We start from the raw sequence: 23,134 nt of genomic DNA, 5'->3' as shown, positions 1-23,134 counted from the left end.
CGCGATGAATTTCTCGCACGCCCAGCAGCGCCAACGCAGCATTGGCTAGAGGCACCACAGATCTTGGCCGGTCGAGACCTTGTTGCTGGCGGCACCTGGATGGGCGTCACGCTGAACGGTCGCTTTGCCGCGCTAACAAACTTTCGCGACCCCACGAAGGCCGCTGGCTTACGCTCGCGAGGTGAATTGGTTGCGCAATTTTTGAGCAGTGATGAATCGGCGCTGATTGCCGCCGAGCGTATCGCTGCGCAGGCCAACGATTACGCCGGATTTAATCTATTACTCTGCGATGGCCAGCAGCTATTTTGTGTCGATGATCGTGGCCAGGTGCAGGCCGTTAACCCAGGCTGGCATGGCTTATCGAATGCGAGGCTAAACACGCCCTGGCCTAAGTTGCAGCACTTAGTCGGCGCGGCGAAAGCATGGAGTCTGAGTGAGTCTCTAGTAGAAAGCTGCAGTAGCGCCAAAGTGGCAATGAATGCTGGTTATGCCTTGGCTTTATTGAGCGACACCGCCATGGCCAGCGACGAAGATCTGCCCGACACCGGCGTTGGCATCCTAATGGAGCGAGCACTTTCGCCAATATGCATCCGCACACCAGCTTATGGCACGCGCAACTCGACATGGTTACGCCTGAGTCGAGAGAGCGTCGAATGGCATGAGCAAGACTTCAATATCGGCGAACGTGTTCAGTTTTCACTGGTGCGTTAGCGCGGTGAAGCTGGCCTTATGTCGCGCTTGTGCTAGGCCTGAGCAGATCAATCAAGCCCAGTGCCGTTAGCTCTTCTTCCACTTCAGCACGAATATCTTCCGGCTTATCAAAGGCTAACACTCTCTCCAAAAGTGCTTTCGCCTGCGCCATTGGCGTTAGGCAGATGGCCTTGCGCACTTTCAGCAAGTTACTCGCGCTCATCGATAGCGTGTCAAAACCCATGGCCATCAGCAAAATAGCGGTGCCTGGGTCGCCGGCCATTTCGCCACAAATACTCACTGGCTTGTTAACGCGGTGAGCCTCATTAACGACATAGCGCACGGCACGTAAAACCGCCGGATGATAGGCTGAATATAAGTTGGCGACGCGGGAGTTATTACGATCAACGGCCAGCAAATACTGCGTTAAGTCATTTGAGCCAATGCTGACAAAATCGACCAAACGGCAAAGGTCGGCGATTTGAATAATGGTTGCTGGCACTTCGACCATGACGCCAATACGCGGCAGCGTAACTGCGTATTCACCTTCTTCTTGTAGCTCTTCCACGGCGCGATGAATTAGCGCCACGGCATCCTCTACTTCGCTCACCGATGTCACCATGGGTAGTAAAATATGCAAGTTATTCAGGTCAGTAGCAGCTTTTAGCATGGCGCGAACTTGCACCATGAAAATCTCAGGATGATCTAGCGTGACGCGAATGCCGCGCCAGCCAAGGGCGGGGTTATCTTCGCGAATCGGGAAGTATGGAAGGTCTTTATCGCCGCCAATATCGAGCGTGCGCATGGTGACTGATTTCGGCGCAAAGGCCTCCAGCTGCTGGCGATAAATTTGCCGCTGTTCTTCTTCGCTGGGAAAGCGCTCGCGCAACATAAAGGGGATTTCTGAGCGGTAAAGACCCACGCCCTCAGCGCCGCGATCCTTAGCGCGCGCGACATCGGCCATCAAGCCAGTATTTACGCAAAGCGAGACAGCGAAACCGTCTGGCGTGACTGCGTCTCTGTCTTTATAGGCATCGAGTTCGGCGGTGAGTTGCTGCTCTTCTTTGATGATGTCTTTGTAGCGCTTACGCAGCATGCGCGAAGGCTGCACATAAACGCGACCGATATAGCCATCAACGATCATTTCCGCATCGTCGAGCGAGGTCACGGGGATATCGCTGACGCCCACCACGGTGGGAATGCCTAGCGCTCGAGCGACAATGGCCATGTGCGAGTTGGCGGCACCAGTTGCCGATACCACACCGCAAACTTTATCTAGCGGAGCCTCAAGCAGCATGGCTGTGGAGATATCTTCGCCAATTAGGATGCTATTGTCGGGGAACTCGCGGATTTCTTCGCTTTCTTGCTCTTGCAGCTGCGCCAATAAGCGCAGACCAAGGTCGCGCACATCCGACATGCGCTCGCGTAAATACGGATCGTCCATTTTGGCAAAGTTTTGCAAATGCTCATCAATGACCGAGCGCAATGCGCCTTGTGCCCAGTTACCGTCTTGAATGCGCTCGGCAATTTCGCCACCAAGAGCATTATCGTCGAGCATGCGCAAATACACATCAAATAGTGCGCGCTCATCAGGCAAAAGGCTGCCGCGCATGCGTTCATCTAGCGCGCGAACGTGCTCACGAACGGTGTTCAGTGCTTTTGCTAGGAGTAGTAGTTCAGAGTCGACGTCATCGACCGCGCGATCAGGCACTTGATCTAGGTCGGACGGTGGGTAGAGCACTACTGCGCGGCCAATGGTGACGCCTGGGGCGCCAGTAAGGCCTTGAAATATTTGAGTGGCACTGCCGCGTGAGCCTTTTGATATCTCAAGCTGTCCGAGCACTTTAGCGTGCGCGACCACGCCGGAAAGCTGCGCCGAGAGCGTGACCATAAAGGCCACTTCGCCTTCGTCAAAGCGGCGATTATCGCATTGCTGCATAACCAAAACGCCGAGCACTTTGCGGCGGTTCATGATGGGCACGCCCAAGAACGCGTTGTAATGCTCTTCACCGGTTTCAGGGAAGTAGCGATAACGTGGATGTGAGGCGGCATCTTGTAAATTGATTGGCTCTTCACGAGTGGCGCAGAGGCCGACCAAGCCTTCATCCATGGCCATACTGACGACGCCAATGGCTTCACGATTGAAGCCTTCATTGGCCATTAACACCAAACGATTATTGCGATCATCGAGCAAATAAACTGAGCATACTTCTGTACCAATGGCTTCGCGCACTGAGGATACGAGAATGTCGAGTGCGGCTTGAAAGTTCGGGGCAGAGTCGACCTCCTGAACGATGCGGCGCAAAATTTCCAGCATGCTCGAATCGGTGTTTAATGGCATTCGTTCATCCTGCCTTGGCGGTTAAGGCGACTGGCACACGAGGCTGCAACTCTTTCAATGCTTTGCGATAGACCTCGCGTTTAAATGACACAACTTGGTCGAGAGGAAACCAATAGCTAACCCATCGCCAATGATCGAATTCAGCGTGCTTTTGCTTGTCGAGCGCGACTCGCGACTCTGCACCAACCAGTTTTAGCAGGAACCATTTTTGCTTTTGGCCTATGCACAATGGCGGTTTGTCGTTACGAATGAAGCGCTTAGGTAGACGATAACGCAGCCAGCCGCGAGTTTGAGCCAGGATGGTGACATCCTCAGGATCAAGGCCAACTTCCTCCCAAAGCTCGCGATACATAGCTTGCTCAGGCGTTTCGCCATCGCTGATGCCGCCTTGAGGAAATTGCCAGGCATCGTGGCCATAACGCTTGGCCCAGAGCACATCGCCCGAGTCGTTAGTAATAATGATGCCCACGTTGGGCCTGAAGCCGTCCCCGTCGATCACTGGAGAGTCCTTGAAAAACTTAGATTTATTACCCGTATTAGTACCGCAGTGCTGCGATATCGGCAAGGATGAGGCGCGATTTATTCATGCTAAATGAGTATCCTAGAAGCGAATTTATGGCCTATTTGATGAGCTTAAGATGACTCTTGCCTTGTTTGATTTGGATAACACGCTACTGGCGGGCGACTCTGACCACGCTTGGGGTGAGTTTTTGGCCGAAAAAGGCCATGTAGATGCCGAGGCGTATGCGCGCGCTAATGACCGATTTTTCGCCGATTATCAGTCCGGTACGCTGGATATCAATGCATTTTGTCAGTTTGTTTTTGCTGTATTGGCACGCAATACGCCGGCGACTTTGGCGCAATGGCATGCGGAGTTTATGCGTGAGCGCATCGAGCCGATGCTGCTGCCAAAGGCGCAGGCCTTGCTTGAGAAGCACCGACAGCTTGGACATACGCTGGTTATCATTACTGCGACTAATCAGTTTGTGACTGGGCCTATCGCCAAACGTTTGGGCGTTGAACATCTGATTGCGACTCAGCCCGAGCAAGATGCAAATGGCCATTACACTGGGCAAGTGCTCGGCGTGCCATGCTTTCAGGAGGGTAAAATCACTCGCCTTGAAGCGTGGCTAAAAGGTCATGACGACAGCCTCGAAGGCTCATGGTTCTACTCTGACTCGCGCAACGACTTGCCATTGCTAGAGCGTGTTACACATCCTATTGCAGTCGATGCCGACCCAATTTTGTCTGGCATTGCCGATGAGCGGGGCTGGCAACAGCTCAGCCTTCGTGATTAAGTGATTTTCTATTAAGTAGCCCTTTAGGAGCTGGCCATGCGCCGTCTATTAACGATGTTTGCGGTGATCATGATGCTGTCGGCGTGCAGCATTCAATGGGCGGGGTTGAATGGCGGCATAGGTTTGCTGGGCTCGCGCGATGCCACACGCCTAAGCGCTTCGGCAGTGGAAAAAGATAAAGTGTTGGCTGAAATTGCCCAAAATAAAGACGTGGCGCGCCTAGACGCGGCGTTGGCTGATGTCTTGGCGCAAGCCGATCAAGGTGAAAACAAGCAGCGTACGCAATGGGCGGAGCTCATCCCGAGCATGACCTTTGAGCAAAAACTGCATGTGCTCGACGTTTTAGCCAATGAGCGCTTAAGTGTGTTGGCTAGCGACGCAGATGCCCCGCGTCCGTAACAACGATATCGACAGGCTCGTCCCATTGCTCCGTTGGCAGCGCTAATACCTGTTGTGATCGGTGCGCGAGGCCAATGAGCTGTGGGCGCTTAACGCCGCGTTGCAGTCGCGCCAATAGTCGATCGTAAAAACCACCGCCCATGCCCAAGCGTTGCCCATTGGCGTCAAAGCCGACTAGGGGCATCAGCAGCACATCTAGCTTTTCTGGGCGCATGACCTGCCGACCCAACGGCTCGCGAAGACCAAAGCGATTGCGCTTAGCTGGCCACGGTTGCAGCCTTAATTGATGCCGGTTTTTGCTGGCATAAGCCATTGTAGGGGCAGCCAAAAAATGTAGCCGGTGATCATGTTTACGCGGTGCAATGACTGGCAAATACAGCTTTATGCCACGCTTATAAAGCAGGCGAGCAAACAAGCTAGGGTCGATTTCGCCATCAGCGGGCCAGTACAGGCCAACGTGCCGCCAAGATGACAGTTTGGGTAATTTCGAGAGTTGTTGAGCGAGGCCGTGTGCCGCAGCTTGTTGCTGAGCTGATGTCAGCGAGCGGCGCGAAAGCCTAAGGGATTGTCTGAGTTGATGACGCAAACGCACCATAGATGAATAGTTTCTCCGAGAGTGCCGCTGTTCGTCGTCTCCCTTGAACCCTGCGGTTCAAGGGGGATGCGGCGTCATAACATTAGGCTTTCCGACGGGCGGACATGCACACAGCTACAAACGAACACATCCCAATGGTTTAAACATCGGCTCAGGGGATATGAAAAACTGGCGAACACCCCAGAGAAGAACTTTAGTATACGCAAGTGACTTAATATTGCTAAGTCTAGTCTGTTATAAAACCGTAGCGTCTCAGCACGGTAATTGCTAACGATGTTGAAACTACGACTCTGTCAGCGCTACTTCCATCCGTTTTAGTAAGCCTGCCATGGCCTCGGGACTAACTTGTGGCTCGCTATCGGCTTGCTGCCGGCTTAATAGCTCATGGCTGATGTTCAGCGCGGCGATCACGGCGATGCGCTCTAGACCTAAAACTTTGCCACTGCCGCGAATTTCGCGCATTTTTCGATCAAGAAATTGTGCCGCGCGCTGCAAATTATCTTGCTCGGCGGGCGGGCAGGCAATTTTGTACGCTTTGTCGAGGATGAAAATATCCAGAGTATTGTTTTCTGCGCTCATATCGGGACCTATAGACGAGGCGGCATTAGCTCGATGTATCGAGTGCTTTTAGCCGCGTGATGATGGCCTCGACGCGATCGCGAGCGACCTCGTTGCGGTGTTTTAAATCTTCACGCTCATTCTCAAGCTCAGTAACTCGGGCTTGTAGCGCGCTACATTGTTGTTGGCTGGCACGATAACGCTCAAGCAATTGCTCAAGATGACGGCTCAGCGCTTGGAAATCTTGCTCACGCATATTCGGTTCGCCGTGAAGAAAGTCAGCCGCTACTATAAGATTCATCCTTGCTCATGCCAACAGGAGGCCGACATCATGCAAGCGGCGAATTTACCAACCCTAGAATCTCTCGCGCTGTTACTCAGCGAAGTAAACGCCGACTGTAGTAGCTCCGAGCTTCATGGTTTGATCTCTGGTCTATTGGTTGCTGGTGCGCGCTTAAACCGCCACGCCTTGATGAAAACACTGGAAGGCCATGCCGACCCAGTATCTACCTTTTCTGACGGGATGATTGCCAGTCTTTGGCAGTTGCAGCTACAAACTTTGGAAGATTTAAACGCCGATGAGTTGTCGTTTAAGCCGATGCTGCCCGATGACGACGAAGCGCTGAAGCTGCGGGTTGTCGCCTTGGCCGACTTTTGCCGTGGCTTGCTCGCTGGCATCGGCTTAGGCGCACCGGCCAATAGCCCAGTGCTGGCGGAAGCGTCTATGCGCGAAACATTGCAGGATTTAGCGCACATCACCCAGGTCGATAGCGTCGATGACGACGATGAAGAAGGCGAAGCTGCGTATTTAGAGCTGCATGAGTTTGTGCGTTTAGCCTCTATGCATTTGTTTGAAGAAATGGCGCCGCGCGAAGAGCATGGCCACGACTCTAGCAATGAAAGCAGGTCCGACGACCCAACTTTCCACTGAGGCTTTTATGACCGTTCGTATTTCGCCGGAAGAGTTTGCTTGCCGCCGTCAGGCTTTGATGGCGCGTGTCGGCCGCGATGCCGCCGTGATTATTCCGGCAGCCGTGCATCATCGTCGCAATCGCGACACTGAATATCGCTATCGACAAGATTCGGACTTCTACTACCTCACTGGTTTTGCTGAGCCGGAAGCATTGCTGGTGCTGTTGCCAGGCCGAGCTGAAGGCGAGTTTGTGCTGTTTTGTCGCGACCGCGACCGCGCCATGGAAATTTGGAATGGCTACCGTGCGGGCCCCGAAGGCGCAGTCAGTGATTTTGGCGCAAGTCAGGCGTTTGTCATTGCTGATGTAGCTACTAAATTGCCTGAGTTGTTGGCTGGGCGTAAGCAGGTTTATGCGCCGATGGCGACAGAAACGGCTTTTGACGCTGATTTAGCTGGCTGGATAAACGCCGTGAGATCGCAGGCGCGTGCGGGTGTTGAGGCGCCGCAATCGCTGCATGCGATAGATCAGGCCTTGCATCCTTTGCGGTTGATTAAGTCGGCAGCTGAGATCGCGATTATGCAGGCGGCAGCGGATTTGAGCGCCGAAGGCCATCGCCGCGCCATGGCCGTGGCCAAAGCTGGGCGCTATGAGTACGAATTAGAGGCGGAATTGCTGCACAGCTTTACTCGTCACGGCTGCATAGCGCCGGCCTACGGCAGCATTGTTGGCGGCGGCGCCAATGCCTGCATTTTGCATTACACCGAAAACAACGCCGAACTGCGCGATGGCGATTTGGTATTGATTGATGCTGGCGGCGAGCTGGCCTATTACGCCGCTGACATCACGCGTACTTTTCCAGTAAATGGCCGTTTTTCAGCTGAGCAAAAAGCCTTGTATGAAGTGGTGTTAGCGGCTCAGCTCGCTGCCATCGATGTCGTGCAGGTGGGTAATTCTTGGCAGCTGCCGCACGAGACGGCGGTGCGCGTGCTGTGTGAAGGCTTGCTTGAGCTCGGTCTGCTTAAGGGCGAGCTTTCAGCGGTCATTGAGGCTGGCGATTATCGTCGCTTCTATATGCATCGCACCGGTCATTGGCTGGGCATGGATGTGCATGATGTCGGCGATTATCGTATCGATGGTGAATGGCGCGCATTTGCGCCGGGAATGGTGTTAACCGTGGAGCCGGGGCTTTATATCGCGCCTGATGACGACACGGTGGAAGCGCGTTGGCGCGGCATCGGCATTCGTATTGAGGATGATGTGGTGGTCACTGAATCTGGCCCTCACGTGTTGACTGCGAAAGCACCGAAAACCATTGCCGAGATTGAAGCTTTGGTGGGTAGCGCATGAGCGACTTGGCCGATTCGGGTGTAGTGATTGTCGGTGGCGGTATGGTCGGCGTCACGCTGGCGCTGCTCATTGCTAAGGCTGCGCCAGAGTTGTCAGTGACTTTGTTGGAGGCAGCTAAATTGCCGCCTGCACTCGCGCCCGGTCAGAGCCCTAGCTATACGCCAAGCTTCGATGCGCGCAATACAGCTTTGTCGCGGCGCAGCATTGAGGCATTTAAAGAGCTTGGCGTATGGTCTGAGCTGGCGCCACATGCGACGCCGATTCATCAGATTCATGTCTCTGATAAGGGTCACTTTGGCATGGCGCGCTTGAGTGCGGCCGAGGAAAATGTCGATAGCTTTGGCTATGTGGTAGAAAATGCGTGGTTGGGGGCAGTTCTGCTGGCGGCGTTGCGGCGCTGCCCATCGGTGAGTCTAAAAGATGGCGTGCGCGTGACACAGGTGACGAGCACGGCCGAGATGGCGCAAGTACGTTACCGCGCGGCCGATTCGCAAGGCGCTGAAGAGACACTTTTATCCACGCCGCTGCTCATTGCCGCCGATGGCGCGCAATCACAAAGTCGCGCTTGGTTAGGTATCGATGTGCGCAGCCAACCATACGGCCAAACCGCCATAGTTACCGCGTGTGAGACTAGTCTGCCGCATGAGCAAGTCGCCTACGAGCGCTTCACCGCCGATGGCCCGATAGCGCTGCTACCGCTACCTGATTTGCCCATCAACGTGGCAGATGCCACCGCCGCTGGCTGTCGCCGCTCATTGGTCTGGGCTTTAAATGAAGCTGAAGCCGCGCGAGTACAGACGCTAAATGACGCCGACTTTATCGCCGCTCTGCAAAAAGCTTTCGGTCGCCGCGCCGGTCGCTTCCTGCGCGTTGGCAAGCGCCACGCCTACCCCCTCACGCTCATGGTCGCCAGCCAGCAAGTGCAAGGTCGCGCCGTGATTTTAGGTAATGCCGCGCACAGCCTGCACCCCGTTGCTGGCCAGGGCTACAACCTCTGTGTGCGCGATGCCCTCGTGCTGAGCGCACAGCTCGCGGATGCGCATCAGCAGGGCAAAGACTTGGGCGATAAGCAAGATTTAGCCGCCTACGCCGCCGCCCGCACGCAAGATCAATCGCAAATTATTCGCTTCTCCGACAGCCTCGTGCGCGGCTTCTCCACGGCAAATCCAGCGCTGAGCTTGCTGCGTAACATTGGCCTAGTGGGTTTTGATGTCTTGCCCGGTGCGAAACCAGCTTTGGCTCGTTATGCCATGGGGCTCAACCATGCCTAAGACTTCTGAACAATTCGACATGATCGTGATTGGTGCTGGCCTCGTTGGCAGCGCGTTTGTTTTGCGCTTGCGTCAGCAGGCCGTTGCTCGCGATTTGCGTATTGCCGTGGTCGAGCGCTCATTGCCGCCAACGCCGGCAGCAGCAAATGAGCACTGGGGTTTACGTGTTTCGGCGCTGTCGCCAGAAAGCGTGAGCTTGCTTCAAGCCGCCGGACTACACGCAAAATGGCCGCAGCTACGGCCCGCACCCTATGCCGATATGCGCGTATGGGATGCCGATGGCACCGGTGCTGTGCATTTCAGCGCAAAAGCCGCGGGCGTGGAAAGCTTAGGCGTGCTCATTGAAAATGCCGCCCTGCAAACTGCGCTTTGGCAGCAGGTCACGCAAGACTCGGGCTTGAGTATTTATGCCCCGCAAGCGTGGACTAATCTTGAGCGCGGGCTTGGCGATTGGTGTTTGACGCTCAGCGACGGTAATGCGCTACACGCGCCGTTGGTTATAGCTGCTGATGGCGCGCAGTCGCGCGTGCGTGAGCTGGCCGGTATCGCTGTGGCGCAGCGCGACTATCATCAGCGCGGCGTGGTGTGCACCGTTGAGCACGAAAAGCCGCATGAGGCCACGGCTTGGCAGCGCTTTTTGAACACGGGGCCGTTGGCATTTTTGCCCACCGATCATCCGCAGCAGTCATCGATAGTGTGGACCTTGCCCAACGAACAGGCGCAAGCCTATTGCGCAATGCCCGTGGCTGAATTTGAGCAAGCCTTGGCTCAAGCTTTTGAGCACAAGTTGGGCGCTGTTGGGCTCCTTGGCGAGCGCGCCAGCTTTCCACTATTGGCGCAGCATGCCGAGCATTACGCCTGCGATGGCGTGGTGTTAATCGGTGATGCCGCGCACAGTATTCACCCGCTCGCTGGCCAGGGCGTCAATCTCGGCTTTCTCGATGTTGCCGCACTAGTCGACGCACTAGTGGCACAGCGCAAAGCCGGCTTGCAGTGGGCGCATGAGCGTGCGCAACGCCAATACAGCCGCGCTCGTCGTGGCCACAACGGCCTAATGATGCATGCCATGAGTGGCTTCGACTTGCTCTTTGCCAGCGAGCTGCCGGCGCTACGCGTGCTTCGCAACATCGGCATGAAGGCTTTTGAGAAAAGTGGGCTAGTAAAGCAGCACATTGCACAAACGGCATTGCAGGGACGGCGCTAGACTCGCTACCATTAGGCACAAAATAACAATAACGCAGGATGCACTCATGGCCGCTAAGCGCCTCAGCCTCGCCGACTCCTTCTTTCTTAACGCCGAATCTCGCGATGCCTATATGCATGTGGCTATGCTGCATCGCTATGCCTTGCCCGAGGGCGCCGGCCCTGATTGGGTCGGTCAGATGATCGCGCGCATGAAAAGCTATCCGGTTGATCAATCGCCATTTAATTTGCGTCTAAAAACCGGTCTTGGTAGCAAGGTCGCTCCCGCTTGGGAGGTCGATGATAAAATTGATATCGACTATCACCTACGCCATGCTGCATTGCCTCATCCCGGTGGCGAGCGCGAACTTGGCGTGCTGATTTCGCGTCTGCATAGCCAGCCATTAGATAAGAATCGCCCGCTTTGGGAATGCACCATCATTGAAGGGCTTGATGACGGCAGTTTTGCAATTTATTTCAAAATTCATCACGCCTTAATGGATGGCATGTCGGGCTCACGCACCATGAGCCGTTGCTTAAGCCCTGATCCCAGCAACACCAATATGCCGGCCTTTTGGGCGATGCCGCCACTCAAACGTGCTAGCGCCGCCGTGCCGAAAGCCATTGCTGAGTCTGCTCAAGCGCTAGCTCGCACCAATGTATTGAGCGTGCTTGGTCAATCCTTTAAGGCTTGGATGCGCATGCTTCGAGCTGCGCCAGAGTCTGGCTTGATTGGTCCTTATCGCTCGCCAAGTTGCTCACTCAACGCCATTGTTAGCCCGCAACGCCGCTTCGCGACGCAAAGCTTGCCTATCGACCGCATGAAAGCCGTCGCTACAAATGCTGGTGGAACGCTCAATGACATCGTACTAGCAGTATGTGCGACCGCGCTCCGACGCTACCTGCTCGAGCAGGGCGACTTGCCCATTAAGCCCTTGGTGTCTTCAATTCCTGTCTCGATTCGCACGCGCGAAGAAGCTGGCGAAGGCAATGGTATTAGCCTTGCTTTGGCCTCGCTAGGCACGCATATTGCCGATCCGAAAGCGCGTTTTGAGCACATCAAAGCCTCCATGCAGGCCAATAAAGACTTGCTCGGCACGCTCTCCAAGCCGGCCATGACGCTTTACACCAACCTGCTCATGGCGCCGTTTATGATCGGCCAAATGACGGGCTTGGCAGCGCGCACTAAGCGCCCGATGTACAACACCATGGTCTCCAATGTGCCAGGCCCGACCGAAGTGCTGTATTTAAATGGCGCGCGTTTGCTCAGCGCCTACCCGGTGTCGCTGATTTTTAATGGCCAAGCATTGAACATCACCTTGTTGTCTTACGACGGCCATATGCACTTTGGCTTCACGGCATGTCGCGTGGCGCTGCCGCGTGTGCAAAAAATTGCCGTGTATTTGGGTGAGGCGCTAGAAGAAATCGAACGTGATTATGCCTGTGGCATCAGCGCATCAGTGGCATAAAGCCTATGGCTAGATTCATAAACACCACCATCGTGGTGTGGAATTAAGTCGCCCAAAAGCGTATCCTCCGCGCGAAATCTTGTTCTGTAAGGTTGGTTTTTGAGCAAACGATCTGATTTGCTCTAAAAGCCAGCCGCTACCAGCGGTGCGACTGAGGAGTGAGCAATGACGCCAGACGTCATGGAAACAGCCAGTTACTGGTCTTTCGGCATCTTTCTACTCGGCATTGTCGGCATGTGCTGCTTCATGCTGTTTGTCCCCTATTTTCTGGGTGGCCGCGACTGGGGCCGAGCCAAAAACGATCCTTTTGAGTCCGGCATTGTGCCGCAGGGTGGCGCGCGCCTTCGGGTGTCGGCGAAGTTCTACCTGGTCGCCATGTTCTTCGTGATTTTCGACGTTGAAGCCCTGTTTTTATACGCTTGGGCCATCTCTATCCGCGACGTTGGCTGGCTAGGCTTTATCGAAGCGGCCATCTTTATTTTTGTGCTGCTCGCTGGCCTATTTTATCTTTGGCGAGTTGGTGCGCTCGATTGGGCGCCAGAAGCCCGTCGCAAGCGTGCTGCGCGTTTAGCTGCCGACAAAAAAGCATCCTGAGGATTATTGCATGAAATACACCCTCACCAAAATTGATCCAAACGCCGCCAACGATGTTTATCCAATTCAGCAAACGCAAACTGGCGTGCCTGATCCCATCGAAGAGCAGGTCAACAAAAGCGTTTTTCTAGGCCGCCTCGAAGACATGATTCATGGCGCGGTGAACTGGGGTCGTAAAAACTCTTTATGGCCCTATAACTTCGGCCTGTCGTGCTGCTACGTGGAAATGGCCACCGCCTTTACTGCGCCACACGACGTTGCGCGTTTTGGTGCCGAGGTGATTCGCGCCTCACCACGCCAAGCCGACGTAATGGTCATTGCCGGCACTTGCTTCATGAAAATGGCGCCTGTAGTTCAGCGCTTATATGAGCAAATGCTCGAACCGAAATGGGTTATTTCCATGGGTGCCTGCGCGAACTCGGGCGGCATGTACGACATTTATTCTGTGGTGCAAGGCGTCGATAAGTTCTTGCCCGTCGATGTTTATATCCCCGGCTGCCCGCCGCGCCCCGAAGCCTTCTTGCAAGCATTGATGATTCTGCAAGAGCAAATTGGCAAAGAGCGTCGTCCGCTGTCGTGGGTGATGGGCGATCAGGGCATATACAAGCCTGAGCTCACGCCTAAGCGCGACGAGAAAAATGCTGAGCGTATTGAGGTGGTGAATTTACGCACCCCCGATAACGTATAACGCCGACCTAACACAATTGAGTGACGACAAGACTGATGGCTGAAGACGTCCCCATGGCATCTATTACAGTAACTTCCAACGCCGCACCATTACCTGGTGCCGAGTTTGCCGTGGTGCGCGAGCTTAGCGACCGTTTTGGCGGCGATCAGTTGGTTTTCCAGCCCACCAAAGATGGCGTGCCGACGCTTTGGGTGCCGCGCAGCTTAATTCGTGATGTGCTGCGCTTTTTAAAGCAGCTGCCTAAGCCCTATAGCATGCTCTATGACTTGTCGGCGGTGGATGAGCGCCTGCGCAAGCACCGTTTCGGCTTGCCGGCTTCCGATTACACGATGTTTTATCATCTGTTATCGATCGATCGTAATAGCGATGTCCGTATCAAAGTGGCGCTCTCGGCTGATGATCTGAGCATCCCCACGGTGACGCCAGTATTCGCCAACGCGAACTGGTATGAGCGCGAAGTCATCGATCTTTTTGGTATCGATTTTCCTGGCCATCCGCAGCCATTTCGCCTATTGATGCCGCGCACTTGGGTTGGTCATCCGCTGCGTAAAGATTATCCCGCGCGCGCCACTGAATTCGATCCGTTCCAGCTCACCGCCTTGCGCCAAGACCAAGAGCAGGAAGCACTGCGCTTCAACCCCGAAGAATGGGGCATGAAAAAAGGCAATGATGAGTCGGACTTTATGTTCCTCAACTTAGGCCCGAACCACCCGTCTGCTCACGGTGCCTTCCGCATCGTTTTGCAGCTCGATGGCGAAGAAATTGTCGATTGTGTGCCCGATATTGGCTACCACCATCGCGGCGCGGAAAAAATGGCTGAGCGTCAGACCTGGCACAGTTTCATCCCCTACACCGACCGTATTGATTACCTCGGTGGCGTGATGAACAACATGCCCTATGTGCTGGCAGTCGAGCAGCTCGCCGGCATTCAGGTGCCAGCGCGTGTGCAAACCATCCGTGTGATGTTGTCGGAGTTTTTCCGCATTACCTCGCACTTGCTGTTTCTCGGCACCTATATCCAAGATTTCGGTGGCATGACGCCGATCTTCTTTATGTTCTCCGATCGTAAAAAGGCCTATGACGTTATCGAGGCCATTACCGGCTTCCGTATGCATCCGGCCTGGTTCCGTATCGGTGGCGTTGCTCACGATCTGCCCAATGGTTGGGAGCGTTTGGTTCGCGAGTTCTTGGCGTGGATGCCTAAGCGTCTGAAAGAATACGAAAAAGCCGCGATGGAAAATGGCGTGCTGAAAAACCGCGCCATCGATATTGCCAAATACAACAGCGCCGAAGCCATCGAATGGGGCGTTACCGGGCCAGGCTTACGTGCGACTGGCGTCGATTTCGATTTGCGTAAAGCGCGTCCGTATTCGGGCTATGAAAACTTCGAATTTGAAGTGCCTTTAGCGCATAACGGCGATGCCTATGATCGTGGCATGGTGCGCTTGGAAGAGATGCGCCAGTCGCTGCGCATCATTCAGCAGTGCGTCGATAATATGCCGTCCGGTCCATTCAAGGCCGATCACCCGCTGTCGGTGCCGCCACCAAAAGATCGCACGCTGCAAGATATTGAAACGCTGATTCACCATTTCACTAGCGTGTCGTGGGGGCCAGTCATGCCCGAGGGTGAGGCCAGCTTTATGGTCGAGGCCACGAAAGGCATCAATAGCTATTATCTGACCTCAGATAAGAACACGATGAGCTACCGGACTCGTATCCGCACGCCATCGTTTGCTCATTTGCAGCAAATTCCCTCGGTGATTCGCGGTGCGATGATCCCGGATCTTATTGCCTATTTGGCATCCATTGACTTCGTGATGGCCGACGTTGACCGATAATGCAAACAGATAATCAAGCGCTGATTGCGACCAGCCGATTCACTTTGTCGCCCCAAGAACGCACCGATATGGAAAATGCCAAGTCGCATTATCCTGACCCGCGTGCTGCCAGCATTGATGCCCTGAAAATCGTGCAAGCGACTCATGGCTACGTGCCCGATGGCGCCATTCCGGCGATTGCCGAAGTTCTCGGCATTCCAGCTGCCGATGTTGAAGGCGTGGCTACGTTCTACAGCCAGATTTTCCGCGTGCCGGTCGGTCGTCATGTGGTGCGCCTGTGCGACTCCATGACCTGCTATATCAATGGCCATGAAGACGTGCTCGCTGCCATCACCGCCAAGCTCGGCATTGGCTACGGTGAAACCACCGCCGATGGCCGCTTCACGCTGCTGCCGGTGTGCTGCTTAGGTAATTGCGACAAAGGCTCGACCATGATGGTCGATGACGACACTCACGGTGGCTTAACTGCCGAGATCATCCCCGGCTTGTTGGAGCAGTATTCATGATGCTTTCCTCTGTCGGTCCGGTAAATCGCATTGCGCGCTCGGCTGAAACTCACCCGCTAACCTGGCGTTTGCGTGATGATGGCCAAGCCGTTTGGCTAGATGAATACGAGTCAAAAGACGGCTATAGCGCGATGAAAAAAGCGCTTAAAACCTTGGCGCCTGGCGAAATCGCTAGCCAAGTGAAAGATGCCGGCCTTAAAGGTCGCGGCGGTGCAGGCTTTCCCACTGGCGTGAAATGGGGCCTGATGCCGCCCAGCGATGGTGTGACGCCACGCTACCTGCTCTGCAACGCTGATGAGATGGAGCCAAACACCTGGAAAGATCGCCTGTTGATGGAGCAAATGCCGCATTTGCTCATCGAAGGCATGATCATCAGTGCTCGCGCCCTAGAAGCGCAGACTGGCTATATCTTTCTTCGTGGCGAATACGTCGATGCTGCCCGCAACCTAAATCGCGCGCTCGATGAAGCCCGTGCCAAAGGCTATATCGGTCAAAACATTCTCGGCACTGGCGTTAACTTTGAGCTGTATGTGCACACCGGTGCTGGCCGCTATATCTGCGGCGAAGAAACTGCGCTGATCAACTCGCTCGAAGGTCGTCGTGCCAACCCGCGCTCGAAGCCGCCATTTCCAGCAGCGGTCGGTGTTTGGGGTAAGCCAACCTGCGTTAATAACGTCGAAACCTTGTCCAACGTGCCTGCCATCATTGGCAATGGTGTGACCTGGTTCACTGGTATTGCGCGCCCTGGTAGCGAAGATCACGGCACAAAAATGATGGGCTTCTCTGGCAAAGTGAAGAACCCAGGTGTGTGGGAATTGCCTTTTGGCATCACCGCGCAAGAGCTGTTTGAAGATTATGCCGGTGGCATGCGCGATGGTTATACGCTGAAAGCTTGGCAGCCCGGCGGCGCGGGCACAGGCTTCTTATTGCCCGAGCATTTATCGGCGCAAATGTATGCTGGCGGTATCGGTAAAGTTGGCACGCGTATGGGCACAGGCCTGGCCTTGGCCGTCGATCACACCGTCAATATGGTGTCGTTGCTGCGCAATATGGAAGAGTTTTTTGCGCGCGAATCATGCGGTTGGTGCACACCTTGCCGCGATGGCCTGCCCTGGAGCGTGAAGCTACTGCGCGCACTAGAGCGTGGCGAAGGCAAAGACACTGATATCGAAACTTTGCTGCAATTAGTCGGCTTCTTAGGCCCAGGTAAAACCTTCTGTGCGCATGCGCCCGGTGCGGTCGAGCCCTTGGGCAGTGCCATTAAATATTTCCGCGATGAGTTTGTGGCTGGTGTGGCTATGCCCGCTGCTGCGACTCCCGCGTAATCACCTTAGTTTAAAGACGGTCCCGACATGGCAACCATCCACGTAGACGGCAAATCATACGAAGTAGACGGCGGCGACAACCTGCTGCGCGCCTGTTTGTCGCTAGGTCTTGATATCCCCTATTTCTGCTGGCATCCAGCCTTAGGCTCGGTGGGCGCTTGCCGCCAGTGCGCGGTCAAGCAATACGCCAATGCTGACGACACCCGCGGCCGTTTGGTGATGTCGTGCATGACGCCATCCACCGACAACACCTATATCTCCATTGAAGACACTGAAGCTAAGCAGTTCCGCGCTTCGGTGGTGGAATGGCTGATGATCAACCACCCGCACGACTGCCCAGTTTGTGAGGAAGGTGGCCATTGCCATTTGCAAGATATGACGGTGATGACTGGCCACAATACGCGCCGTTATCGCTTCCAAAAACGCACGCACCAAAACCAAGACTTGGGCCCGTTCATCAATCATGAGATGAACCGCTGCATCGCTTGCTATCGCTGCGTGCGCTATTACAACGATTACGCCGGCGGCACCGACTTGGGTGTTTTCGGCGCGAATGACAACGTCTATTTCGGCCGTGTTGAAGATGGCACGTTGGAAAGTGAGTTCTCTGGCAACCTCACCGAAGTCTGCCCGACCGGCGTATTCACCGACAAAACCCACAGCGAACGCTATAACCGTAAATGGGATATGCAGTTCGCGCCGAGCATCTGCCAAGGTTGCGCTGCTGGCTGCAATATCAGCCCAGGCGAGCGTTATGGCGAGTTACGTCGCATCGAAAACCGCTTCAATGGCTCGGTGAATCAATATTTCCTGTGCGACCGCGGTCGCTTTGGCTATGGCTTTGTTAATCGCGAAGATCGTCCACGCCAGCCCATGCAAAAAGTGGCTGGTGAGTTCGAGAAGCGCGGCTTAGATGCAGCGCTCGATGGCATCGCAGCTAGCTTGAAATCGGCGAAACGCGTCATTGGTATCGGCTCGCCACGCGCCAGTCTTGAGGCTAACCACGCGCTCATCGAGTTAGTTGGTGCCGATAATTTCTATTCCGGGGTGAATGCGACTGAGCAGGCGCTGAATATTTTAGTGCTGGGCTTGTTGCAGCAACATGCCGACCGCGTGCCGAGCTTGCGCGAGATCGAAACAAAAGATGCGATATTTGTGCTCGGTGAAGACTTGACGCAAACCTCACCGCGCGTGGCCTTAGGCCTTCGCCAATCAGTAAAAAATAAACCTGTTGCGATGACTGCCGAGAAGAAAGTGCAGTCATGGAACGCACTTGGTGTGCGCGATATTGGCCAGCGTGAGTTGTCGCCGCTGTATATCGCCAGTGTTGAAGCGACTCGTTTAGATGATGTCGCTGCAGCCACACACCACGCCACGCCAGAAGATATTGCGCGCCTAGGCTTCGCCGTTGCTCATGCCATTGATGCCAATGCGCCAGCAGTAGCTGATCTTGATGGCGTTACTGCCGGCCTAGCGCAGCGTATCGCCGATGACTTAATGGCAGCGAATGCGCCATTGGTGGTGTCAGGTACTGGCGCTCAGCATGCGGGCGTAATTCAAGCCGCGGCCAACATCACGAAAGCATTGGTGCAGCAAGGAAAATCTGCTGGCCTGAGCTTGGTGGTGCGCGAAGTTAATAGCTTGGGCACTACGCTGCTAGGCGGTCAGTCCTTAGATGCCGCGCTCGACGCCTTAAATAGCGGCGATGCCGATGCGGTAATCGTCCTGGAAAATGATCTGCATCTGCGCGCAAGCGCTGCTCGTGTTGATGCGGCATTGGCGAAAGCCACCGTTGTTGCCATTGATCATCAGCACAATGCCACAGTGGCCGCGGCTGACTGGGTGTTATCGACGGCTAGCTTTGTTGAAGGCGATGGCACTGTGGTCAACCAAGAAGGCCGCGCTCAGCGCTTCTTCCAAGTTTTCGACCCATCTTATTACGACGATGGCGTGCTAGTGAAAGAGTCATGGCGTTGGCTGCATGCCCTGCGCAGCACGCTCATTGGTCAAGAAGTACGCTGGACTCAGCTCGATGAAGCTACCGGCGCTACAGCCGCACATCATCCAGCATTGGCGGCGATTGTGGATGCCGGCCCAGCCGCCGACTTCCGCATCAAAGGCCTGAAAATTGCCCGTGAACCACGTCGTTACTCTGGCCGTACCGCCATGCGCGCAAATATTTCCGTGCATGAGCCGCGTGCCTCGCAAGACATCGACACTGCCTTGGCATTTTCTATGGAAGGCTATAGCGGCCCCAATGAAAACTCGCGATTAGTGCCATTTGCTGCCGCGCCAGGCTGGAACTCGCCGCAAGCGTGGAGCAAATTCCAAGACGAAGTCGGTGGTCATTTACGCGGTGGCGACGAAGGCACGCGCTTATTCAGCGGTGATCACGACACAGCCTATTTCACCGACATTCCTGCTGCCTTTAGCGCTATCGATGGCCAGCTGCGCATCGTTGCTCGCCACCATTTATTCGGTAGCGATGAGCTTAGCGCTCGCGCCGCTGTCGTGGCACCACGCATTGCCGAAGCCTTCGCCGCCTTGTCATCAGCCACCGCCGCTAGCTTGCAAATTAGCGCTGGCGACACACTGGCATTGAGCATCGATGGTGAGGCTTTAACCCTGCCTGTGCAGATCAGCGAAAGCCTCGCCGATGGCGTGGTTAGCCTGCCGCAAGGCTATGGCGAATGCGCAGTGGCATCACAGGCGAGCTGGGCGACGAGCTCTGTTGGAGGTCAAGCCTAATGAATACGGACTGGCTAACTCCTGACCTCATTATTATCGCCACGCAAATGGCGAAAGCGGTGGTCATTCTGCTTGCCGTGGTGTTGTCGGGGGCATTTTTGAGTTTCGTTGAGCGGCGCTTATTGGCGCTATGGCAAGATCGTCATGGCCCCAACCGCGTTGGCCCATTCGGCTTGCTGCAACTCGCTGCCGACATGCTGAAGATGTTTTTCAAGGAAGATTGGACGCCACCATTTGCCGATAAATTGATCTTCTGGCTAGCCCCAGCAATCGCGCTGTCGTCTTTGCTTATGGTCATGGCTGTAATACCAATCACGCCCGACTGGGTGGTGATCGACATGAATGTCGGCTTGCTGTTTTTCTTAGCGATGGCTGGCCTTGCAGTCTATGCCGTGCTCTTTGCCGGCTGGGCCAGTAATAACAAATACGCCTTGCTGGGCGCCATGCGAGCTTCGGCGCAAACCTTGTCCTATGAAGTGTTTATGGGCATCGCCTTGATGGGCGTAGTCGCACAAGCCGGCTCCTTCAGCCTGCGCGATATCGTCTTGGCGCAAGAAGGCATGTGGTACATCGTGCCGCAATTCTTCGGCTTCTGTACCTTCTTGGTCGCCGGCATTGCCGTTACCCACCGCCACCCCTTCGATCAACCTGAAGCTGAGCAAGAGCTCGCCGATGGCTATCACGTCGAATATTCTGGCCTGAAATGGGGCATGTTCTTTGTCGGCGAATACGTCGGCGTTGTCGTCGTGTCGGCGCTGTTGGCAACCCTATTCTTGGGTGGCTGGATGCCATTGCCAATTCCCTATCTCGACGGCATCCCACCATTCTTCTGGTTCGCCGCGAAAACCGGCTTCTTCATCATGTTCTTTGTGCTCATTCGCGGTGCCTTAATGCGCCCACGTTATGACCGCGTGATGACATTCGGCTGGCTGGTGTGCTTGCCGTTGACGCTAATTAACTTGCTGGTGACCGCTGCGGTCATCCTGCTCAATACGCCGCAGTGAGGTCTCGATCATGACGCTTAAAGGTATTTTGGCCGGCATCTACACGCAGCTTCGCAGCATCGTTATGGTGTTTATGCACGCTTTTCGCAAGCGCGACACCTTGATGTATCCGGAAGTGCCTATTTATGTGCCGCCGCGCTACCGTGGCCGCATCGTATTGACTCGCGATCCCGATGGTGAAGAACGCTGCGTGGCCTGTAACTTGTGCGCTGTCGCCTGCCCCGTTGGCTGCATCTCGCTACAAAAAGCTGAAACCGAAGACGGCCGTTGGTATCCCGAGTTTTTCCGCATCAACTTCTCGCGCTGTATTTTCTGCGGTATGTGCGAAGAAGCCTGCCCAACCACGGCGATCCAGCTCACACCAGACTTCGAATTGGCTGAATTCAATCGTCAAGACTTGGTCTATGAGAAAGAAAACCTATTGATTTCAGGCCCTGGCAAAAACCCGGACTACAACTTTTACCGTGTTGCGGGCATGGCCATTGCTGGCAAACCCAAAGGCGATGCGCAAAACGAAGCCGCGCCAATTAGCGTCAAAGGCTTGATGCCTTAAACGGCACTAGCGCCACCAACGAGAGAGAATCTAGCGTGGATATAATTTTTTATGTTGCAGCAGTAGTGGCGATTTTGGCCACGGTGCGCGTGATCAGTAACGCAAACCCAGTGCATGCGCTGCTCAATCTCATCGTCTCGCTGCTGGCTGTGGCGGTGATTTTCTTCACCTTGGGCGCACCGTTTGCCGGCATGTTGGAAGTCATTGTCTACGCCGGCGCCATCATGGTGCTGTTTGTGTTTGTGGTGATGATGCTCAACCTCGGCGATGCCACAGTGGCGCAAGAGCGTGCTTGGCTGAAGCCGAAAGTGTGGATTTTGCCGGCGATTTTGGCCTTGGCTTTATTTGCCGTATTGCTCTGGGCGCTGACCGGCATGGGCACACATGAGATTCCGTACACCGTGGTCGATGCCCGCGAAGTCGGCATCAGCTTGTTTGGCCCTTACTTGCTGGCGGTTGAGCTAGCGTCGTTTTTGCTATTGGCGGCATTGGTGGCGGCTTATCACCTTGGTCGCTCGGAGGATGCCTCGTGATGTCTGGAGTGCCCATGGAGCATGGTTTGGCATTAGCCGCCGTGTTGTTTTGTTTAGGTGTGGTGGGCTTGCTGGTTCGCCGCAACATCCTCTTCATGCTGATGTCATTGGAAGTAATGATGAATGCCGCCGCACTAGCATTTGTCGTGGCCGGCGCACGTTGGGTTCAGCCCGATGGCCAAATCATGTTCATCATGATCATATCGCTCGCCGCCGCTGAGGCCGCGATTGCCTTGGCCATCGTGCTGCAATTAAATCGCCGCTTTAAAACCCTCGACATCGACTCAGCCAGCGAGATGCGCGGATGAACGCTTTATTCCTCACCTTCCTGGCGCCACTGCTGGGTTTTTTGATTCTTGCCTGTGCGCGTGGCCGAATTAGCGAAAATGTAGCCGCCCTAATCGGCGTTGGCAGCATGGCCATTTCCGCCGCCTCCGCTGCCTATGTTGGCTATGACTTCTTGCAGCACACGCCAGAGGGCGGCGCTTACACGCAAGTGCTGTGGTCATGGATCGCTGTCGATGGTCTAGATGCAACATTCGCTCTGCGCCTCGATGGCTTGTCGCTGACCATGATGGGCGTCATCACCGGCGTCGGCTTTCTCATTCACATCTTCGCCTCGTGGTATATGCGCGGTGACGATGGCTATGAGCGCTTCTTCTCCTATATGAACTTATTCATCGCCAGCATGTTGTTTTTGGTGCTCGGCGATAACTTCCTCTTCCTCTATATGGGTTGGGAAGGTGTGGGCTTGGCCTCGTACTTGCTCATCGGCTTCTATTACAAAGACCCTGCAAACGGCCTAGCCGCTCGCAAAGCCTTCATCGTGACGCGCGTTGGCGACACACTTATGGCCATCGGCCTAATGATTATTTTCCGTGAACTCGGCACGCTGAATATTCAAGAAGTTATGCGCCTAGCGCCGCAATACATTGGTGATGGCGACACCTGGATCACTTGGGCAACGTTAATGCTTTTAGGCGGCGCGGTTGGCAAATCGGCTCAGCTACCACTGCAAACTTGGTTGGCCGATGCTATGGCTGGCCCAACGCCAGTGTCGGCATTGATCCACGCCGCAACCATGGTGACTGCCGGTGTGTATTTGATTGCGCGCTGTAATGAGCTGTTTTTATTAGCCCCCGATGTTTTGCTGCTAGTCGGCATCATCGGCGCAGTTACTCTCGTGTTGGCTGGCTTTGCCGCCTTGGTGCAAACCGATATCAAGCGCATCTTGGCCTATTCCACCATGAGCCAAATCGGCTATATGTTCCTCGCTCTAGG

General features: G+C 54.9%; 23 protein-coding genes, 1 other RNA gene and 1 pseudogene. 19 read left to right on the top strand and 6 right to left on the bottom strand.

Annotation, left to right across the window (positions count from 1 at the left end; translation table 11 throughout):
• The coding region (locus AC3DKE_RS09170) for an NRDE family protein (RefSeq protein ID WP_487990497.1) at positions 1–711 on the top strand (711 nt) is incomplete at its 5' end.
• Between the two features lie 16 nt (positions 712–727).
• Here AC3DKE_RS09170 and ptsP read toward each other — a convergent pair.
• On the bottom strand, positions 728–3,031 hold the full coding sequence (ptsP, locus tag AC3DKE_RS09165; RefSeq protein WP_449304932.1) for a phosphoenolpyruvate--protein phosphotransferase: 2,304 nt from the start codon (positions 3,029–3,031) through the stop codon (positions 728–730).
• Positions 3,032–3,035: 4 nt separating this feature from the next.
• The gene (gene rppH, locus AC3DKE_RS09160; RefSeq protein WP_340675781.1) at positions 3,036–3,530 is read right to left on the bottom strand and encodes an RNA pyrophosphohydrolase; all 495 of its coding nucleotides are present in this window, start codon (positions 3,528–3,530) and stop codon (positions 3,036–3,038) included.
• 139 nt (positions 3,531–3,669) lie between these two features.
• Here rppH and AC3DKE_RS09155 point away from each other — a divergent pair, with 139 nt between their 5' ends.
• On the top strand, positions 3,670–4,329 hold the full coding sequence (locus tag AC3DKE_RS09155; RefSeq protein WP_487990496.1) for a histidinol-phosphatase: 660 nt from the start codon (positions 3,670–3,672) through the stop codon (positions 4,327–4,329).
• Between the two features lie 36 nt (positions 4,330–4,365).
• Positions 4,366–4,728 (top strand): hypothetical protein, encoded by a 363-nt coding sequence (locus AC3DKE_RS09150; protein WP_340675779.1) that lies wholly within the window; start codon positions 4,366–4,368, stop codon positions 4,726–4,728.
• Here AC3DKE_RS09150 and AC3DKE_RS09145 read toward each other — a convergent pair.
• The 4 genes from AC3DKE_RS09145 to AC3DKE_RS09130 all read right to left on the bottom strand — a co-directional run bounded on the left by AC3DKE_RS09145 (position 4,700) and on the right by AC3DKE_RS09130 (position 6,182).
• Positions 4,700–5,323 carry a 5-formyltetrahydrofolate cyclo-ligase gene (locus AC3DKE_RS09145; protein ID WP_487990495.1) on the bottom strand — a complete coding sequence of 208 codons (624 nt, stop codon included), beginning with the start codon at positions 5,321–5,323 and terminating at the stop codon, positions 4,700–4,702. The two genes, AC3DKE_RS09150 and AC3DKE_RS09145, sit on opposite strands and share 29 nt — an antisense overlap.
• A gap of 8 nt (positions 5,324–5,331) precedes the next feature.
• A non-coding RNA gene (ssrS, locus tag AC3DKE_RS09140) (6S RNA) lies at positions 5,332–5,513 on the bottom strand.
• Positions 5,514–5,605: 92 nt separating this feature from the next.
• Entirely contained in the window at positions 5,606–5,902 is a 297-nt protein-coding gene (locus AC3DKE_RS09135; protein ID WP_340675777.1) for a cell division protein ZapA, read from the bottom strand.
• A 25-nt stretch (positions 5,903–5,927) separates the two neighbouring features.
• On the bottom strand, positions 5,928–6,182 hold the full coding sequence (locus AC3DKE_RS09130; RefSeq protein WP_340675776.1) for a DUF904 domain-containing protein: 255 nt from the start codon (positions 6,180–6,182) through the stop codon (positions 5,928–5,930).
• A gap of 30 nt (positions 6,183–6,212) precedes the next feature.
• On the opposite strand from AC3DKE_RS09130, the gene AC3DKE_RS09125 reads away from it, so the two are divergent.
• From AC3DKE_RS09125 to AC3DKE_RS09050, 16 genes and pseudogenes are all read left to right on the top strand, one after another.
• Complete coding sequence (locus AC3DKE_RS09125) at positions 6,213–6,812, top strand: UPF0149 family protein (RefSeq protein ID WP_340675775.1); 600 nt, start codon at positions 6,213–6,215, stop codon at positions 6,810–6,812.
• Between the two features lie 7 nt (positions 6,813–6,819).
• On the top strand, positions 6,820–8,142 hold the full coding sequence (pepP, locus tag AC3DKE_RS09120) for a Xaa-Pro aminopeptidase (protein ID WP_411729653.1): 1,323 nt from the start codon (positions 6,820–6,822) through the stop codon (positions 8,140–8,142).
• Positions 8,139–9,413 (top strand): 2-octaprenyl-6-methoxyphenyl hydroxylase, encoded by a 1,275-nt coding sequence (ubiH, locus tag AC3DKE_RS09115; RefSeq protein WP_411729654.1) that lies wholly within the window; start codon positions 8,139–8,141, stop codon positions 9,411–9,413. The genes pepP and ubiH overlap by 4 nt, the downstream gene beginning before the upstream one ends.
• Positions 9,406–10,617: a UbiH/UbiF/VisC/COQ6 family ubiquinone biosynthesis hydroxylase gene (locus AC3DKE_RS09110; RefSeq protein ID WP_487990494.1), complete on the top strand. Its 1,212-nt coding sequence runs from the start codon at positions 9,406–9,408 to the stop codon at positions 10,615–10,617. The genes ubiH and AC3DKE_RS09110 overlap by 8 nt, the downstream gene beginning before the upstream one ends.
• 46 nt (positions 10,618–10,663) lie before the next feature.
• On the top strand, positions 10,664–12,064 hold the full coding sequence (locus AC3DKE_RS09105; protein ID WP_340675771.1) for a WS/DGAT/MGAT family O-acyltransferase: 1,401 nt from the start codon (positions 10,664–10,666) through the stop codon (positions 12,062–12,064).
• Positions 12,065–12,244: 180 nt separating this feature from the next.
• Positions 12,245–12,625 (top strand): annotated as a pseudogene (locus AC3DKE_RS09100) (NADH-quinone oxidoreductase subunit A); the annotation flags it as partial.
• A 43-nt stretch (positions 12,626–12,668) separates the two neighbouring features.
• The gene (locus tag AC3DKE_RS09095; RefSeq protein WP_340675769.1) at positions 12,669–13,346 is read left to right on the top strand and encodes a NuoB/complex I 20 kDa subunit family protein; all 678 of its coding nucleotides are present in this window, start codon (positions 12,669–12,671) and stop codon (positions 13,344–13,346) included.
• Between the two features lie 53 nt (positions 13,347–13,399).
• The gene (gene nuoC, locus AC3DKE_RS09090) at positions 13,400–15,184 is read left to right on the top strand and encodes an NADH-quinone oxidoreductase subunit C/D (RefSeq protein ID WP_340675768.1); all 1,785 of its coding nucleotides are present in this window, start codon (positions 13,400–13,402) and stop codon (positions 15,182–15,184) included.
• Positions 15,184–15,690, top strand: coding sequence for an NADH-quinone oxidoreductase subunit NuoE (gene nuoE, locus AC3DKE_RS09085; protein WP_340675767.1), 507 nt, complete (start codon positions 15,184–15,186; stop codon positions 15,688–15,690). The genes nuoC and nuoE overlap by 1 nt, the downstream gene beginning before the upstream one ends.
• Positions 15,690–17,015: an NADH-quinone oxidoreductase subunit NuoF gene (nuoF, locus tag AC3DKE_RS09080; protein WP_340676135.1), complete on the top strand. Its 1,326-nt coding sequence runs from the start codon at positions 15,690–15,692 to the stop codon at positions 17,013–17,015. The genes nuoE and nuoF overlap by 1 nt, the downstream gene beginning before the upstream one ends.
• A gap of 27 nt (positions 17,016–17,042) precedes the next feature.
• Positions 17,043–19,763 carry an NADH-quinone oxidoreductase subunit NuoG gene (gene nuoG / locus AC3DKE_RS09075; RefSeq protein ID WP_487990493.1) on the top strand — a complete coding sequence of 907 codons (2,721 nt, stop codon included), beginning with the start codon at positions 17,043–17,045 and terminating at the stop codon, positions 19,761–19,763.
• The gene (gene nuoH, locus AC3DKE_RS09070; RefSeq protein WP_340675766.1) at positions 19,763–20,767 is read left to right on the top strand and encodes an NADH-quinone oxidoreductase subunit NuoH; all 1,005 of its coding nucleotides are present in this window, start codon (positions 19,763–19,765) and stop codon (positions 20,765–20,767) included. Before nuoG ends, nuoH begins: the two co-directional genes overlap by 1 nt.
• A 10-nt stretch (positions 20,768–20,777) precedes the next feature.
• Positions 20,778–21,320: an NADH-quinone oxidoreductase subunit NuoI gene (gene nuoI / locus AC3DKE_RS09065; RefSeq protein WP_340675765.1), complete on the top strand. Its 543-nt coding sequence runs from the start codon at positions 20,778–20,780 to the stop codon at positions 21,318–21,320.
• Positions 21,321–21,355: 35 nt separating this feature from the next.
• Positions 21,356–21,853 (top strand): NADH-quinone oxidoreductase subunit J, encoded by a 498-nt coding sequence (nuoJ, locus tag AC3DKE_RS09060; RefSeq protein ID WP_340675764.1) that lies wholly within the window; start codon positions 21,356–21,358, stop codon positions 21,851–21,853.
• Complete coding sequence (gene nuoK, locus AC3DKE_RS09055) at positions 21,853–22,161, top strand: NADH-quinone oxidoreductase subunit NuoK (RefSeq protein ID WP_340675763.1); 309 nt, start codon at positions 21,853–21,855, stop codon at positions 22,159–22,161. The genes nuoJ and nuoK overlap by 1 nt, the downstream gene beginning before the upstream one ends.
• Positions 22,158–23,134 (top strand): NADH-quinone oxidoreductase subunit L (locus AC3DKE_RS09050; protein ID WP_487990492.1); only part of this gene is annotated, 977 nt, incomplete at its 3' end. The genes nuoK and AC3DKE_RS09050, both read left to right, overlap by 4 nt.

The organism is Paraperlucidibaca sp. (assembly GCF_982810325.1).
The sequence above is the reverse complement of the archived record's forward strand: the minus strand, read 5'-3'. Positions and strand labels throughout refer to the sequence as shown.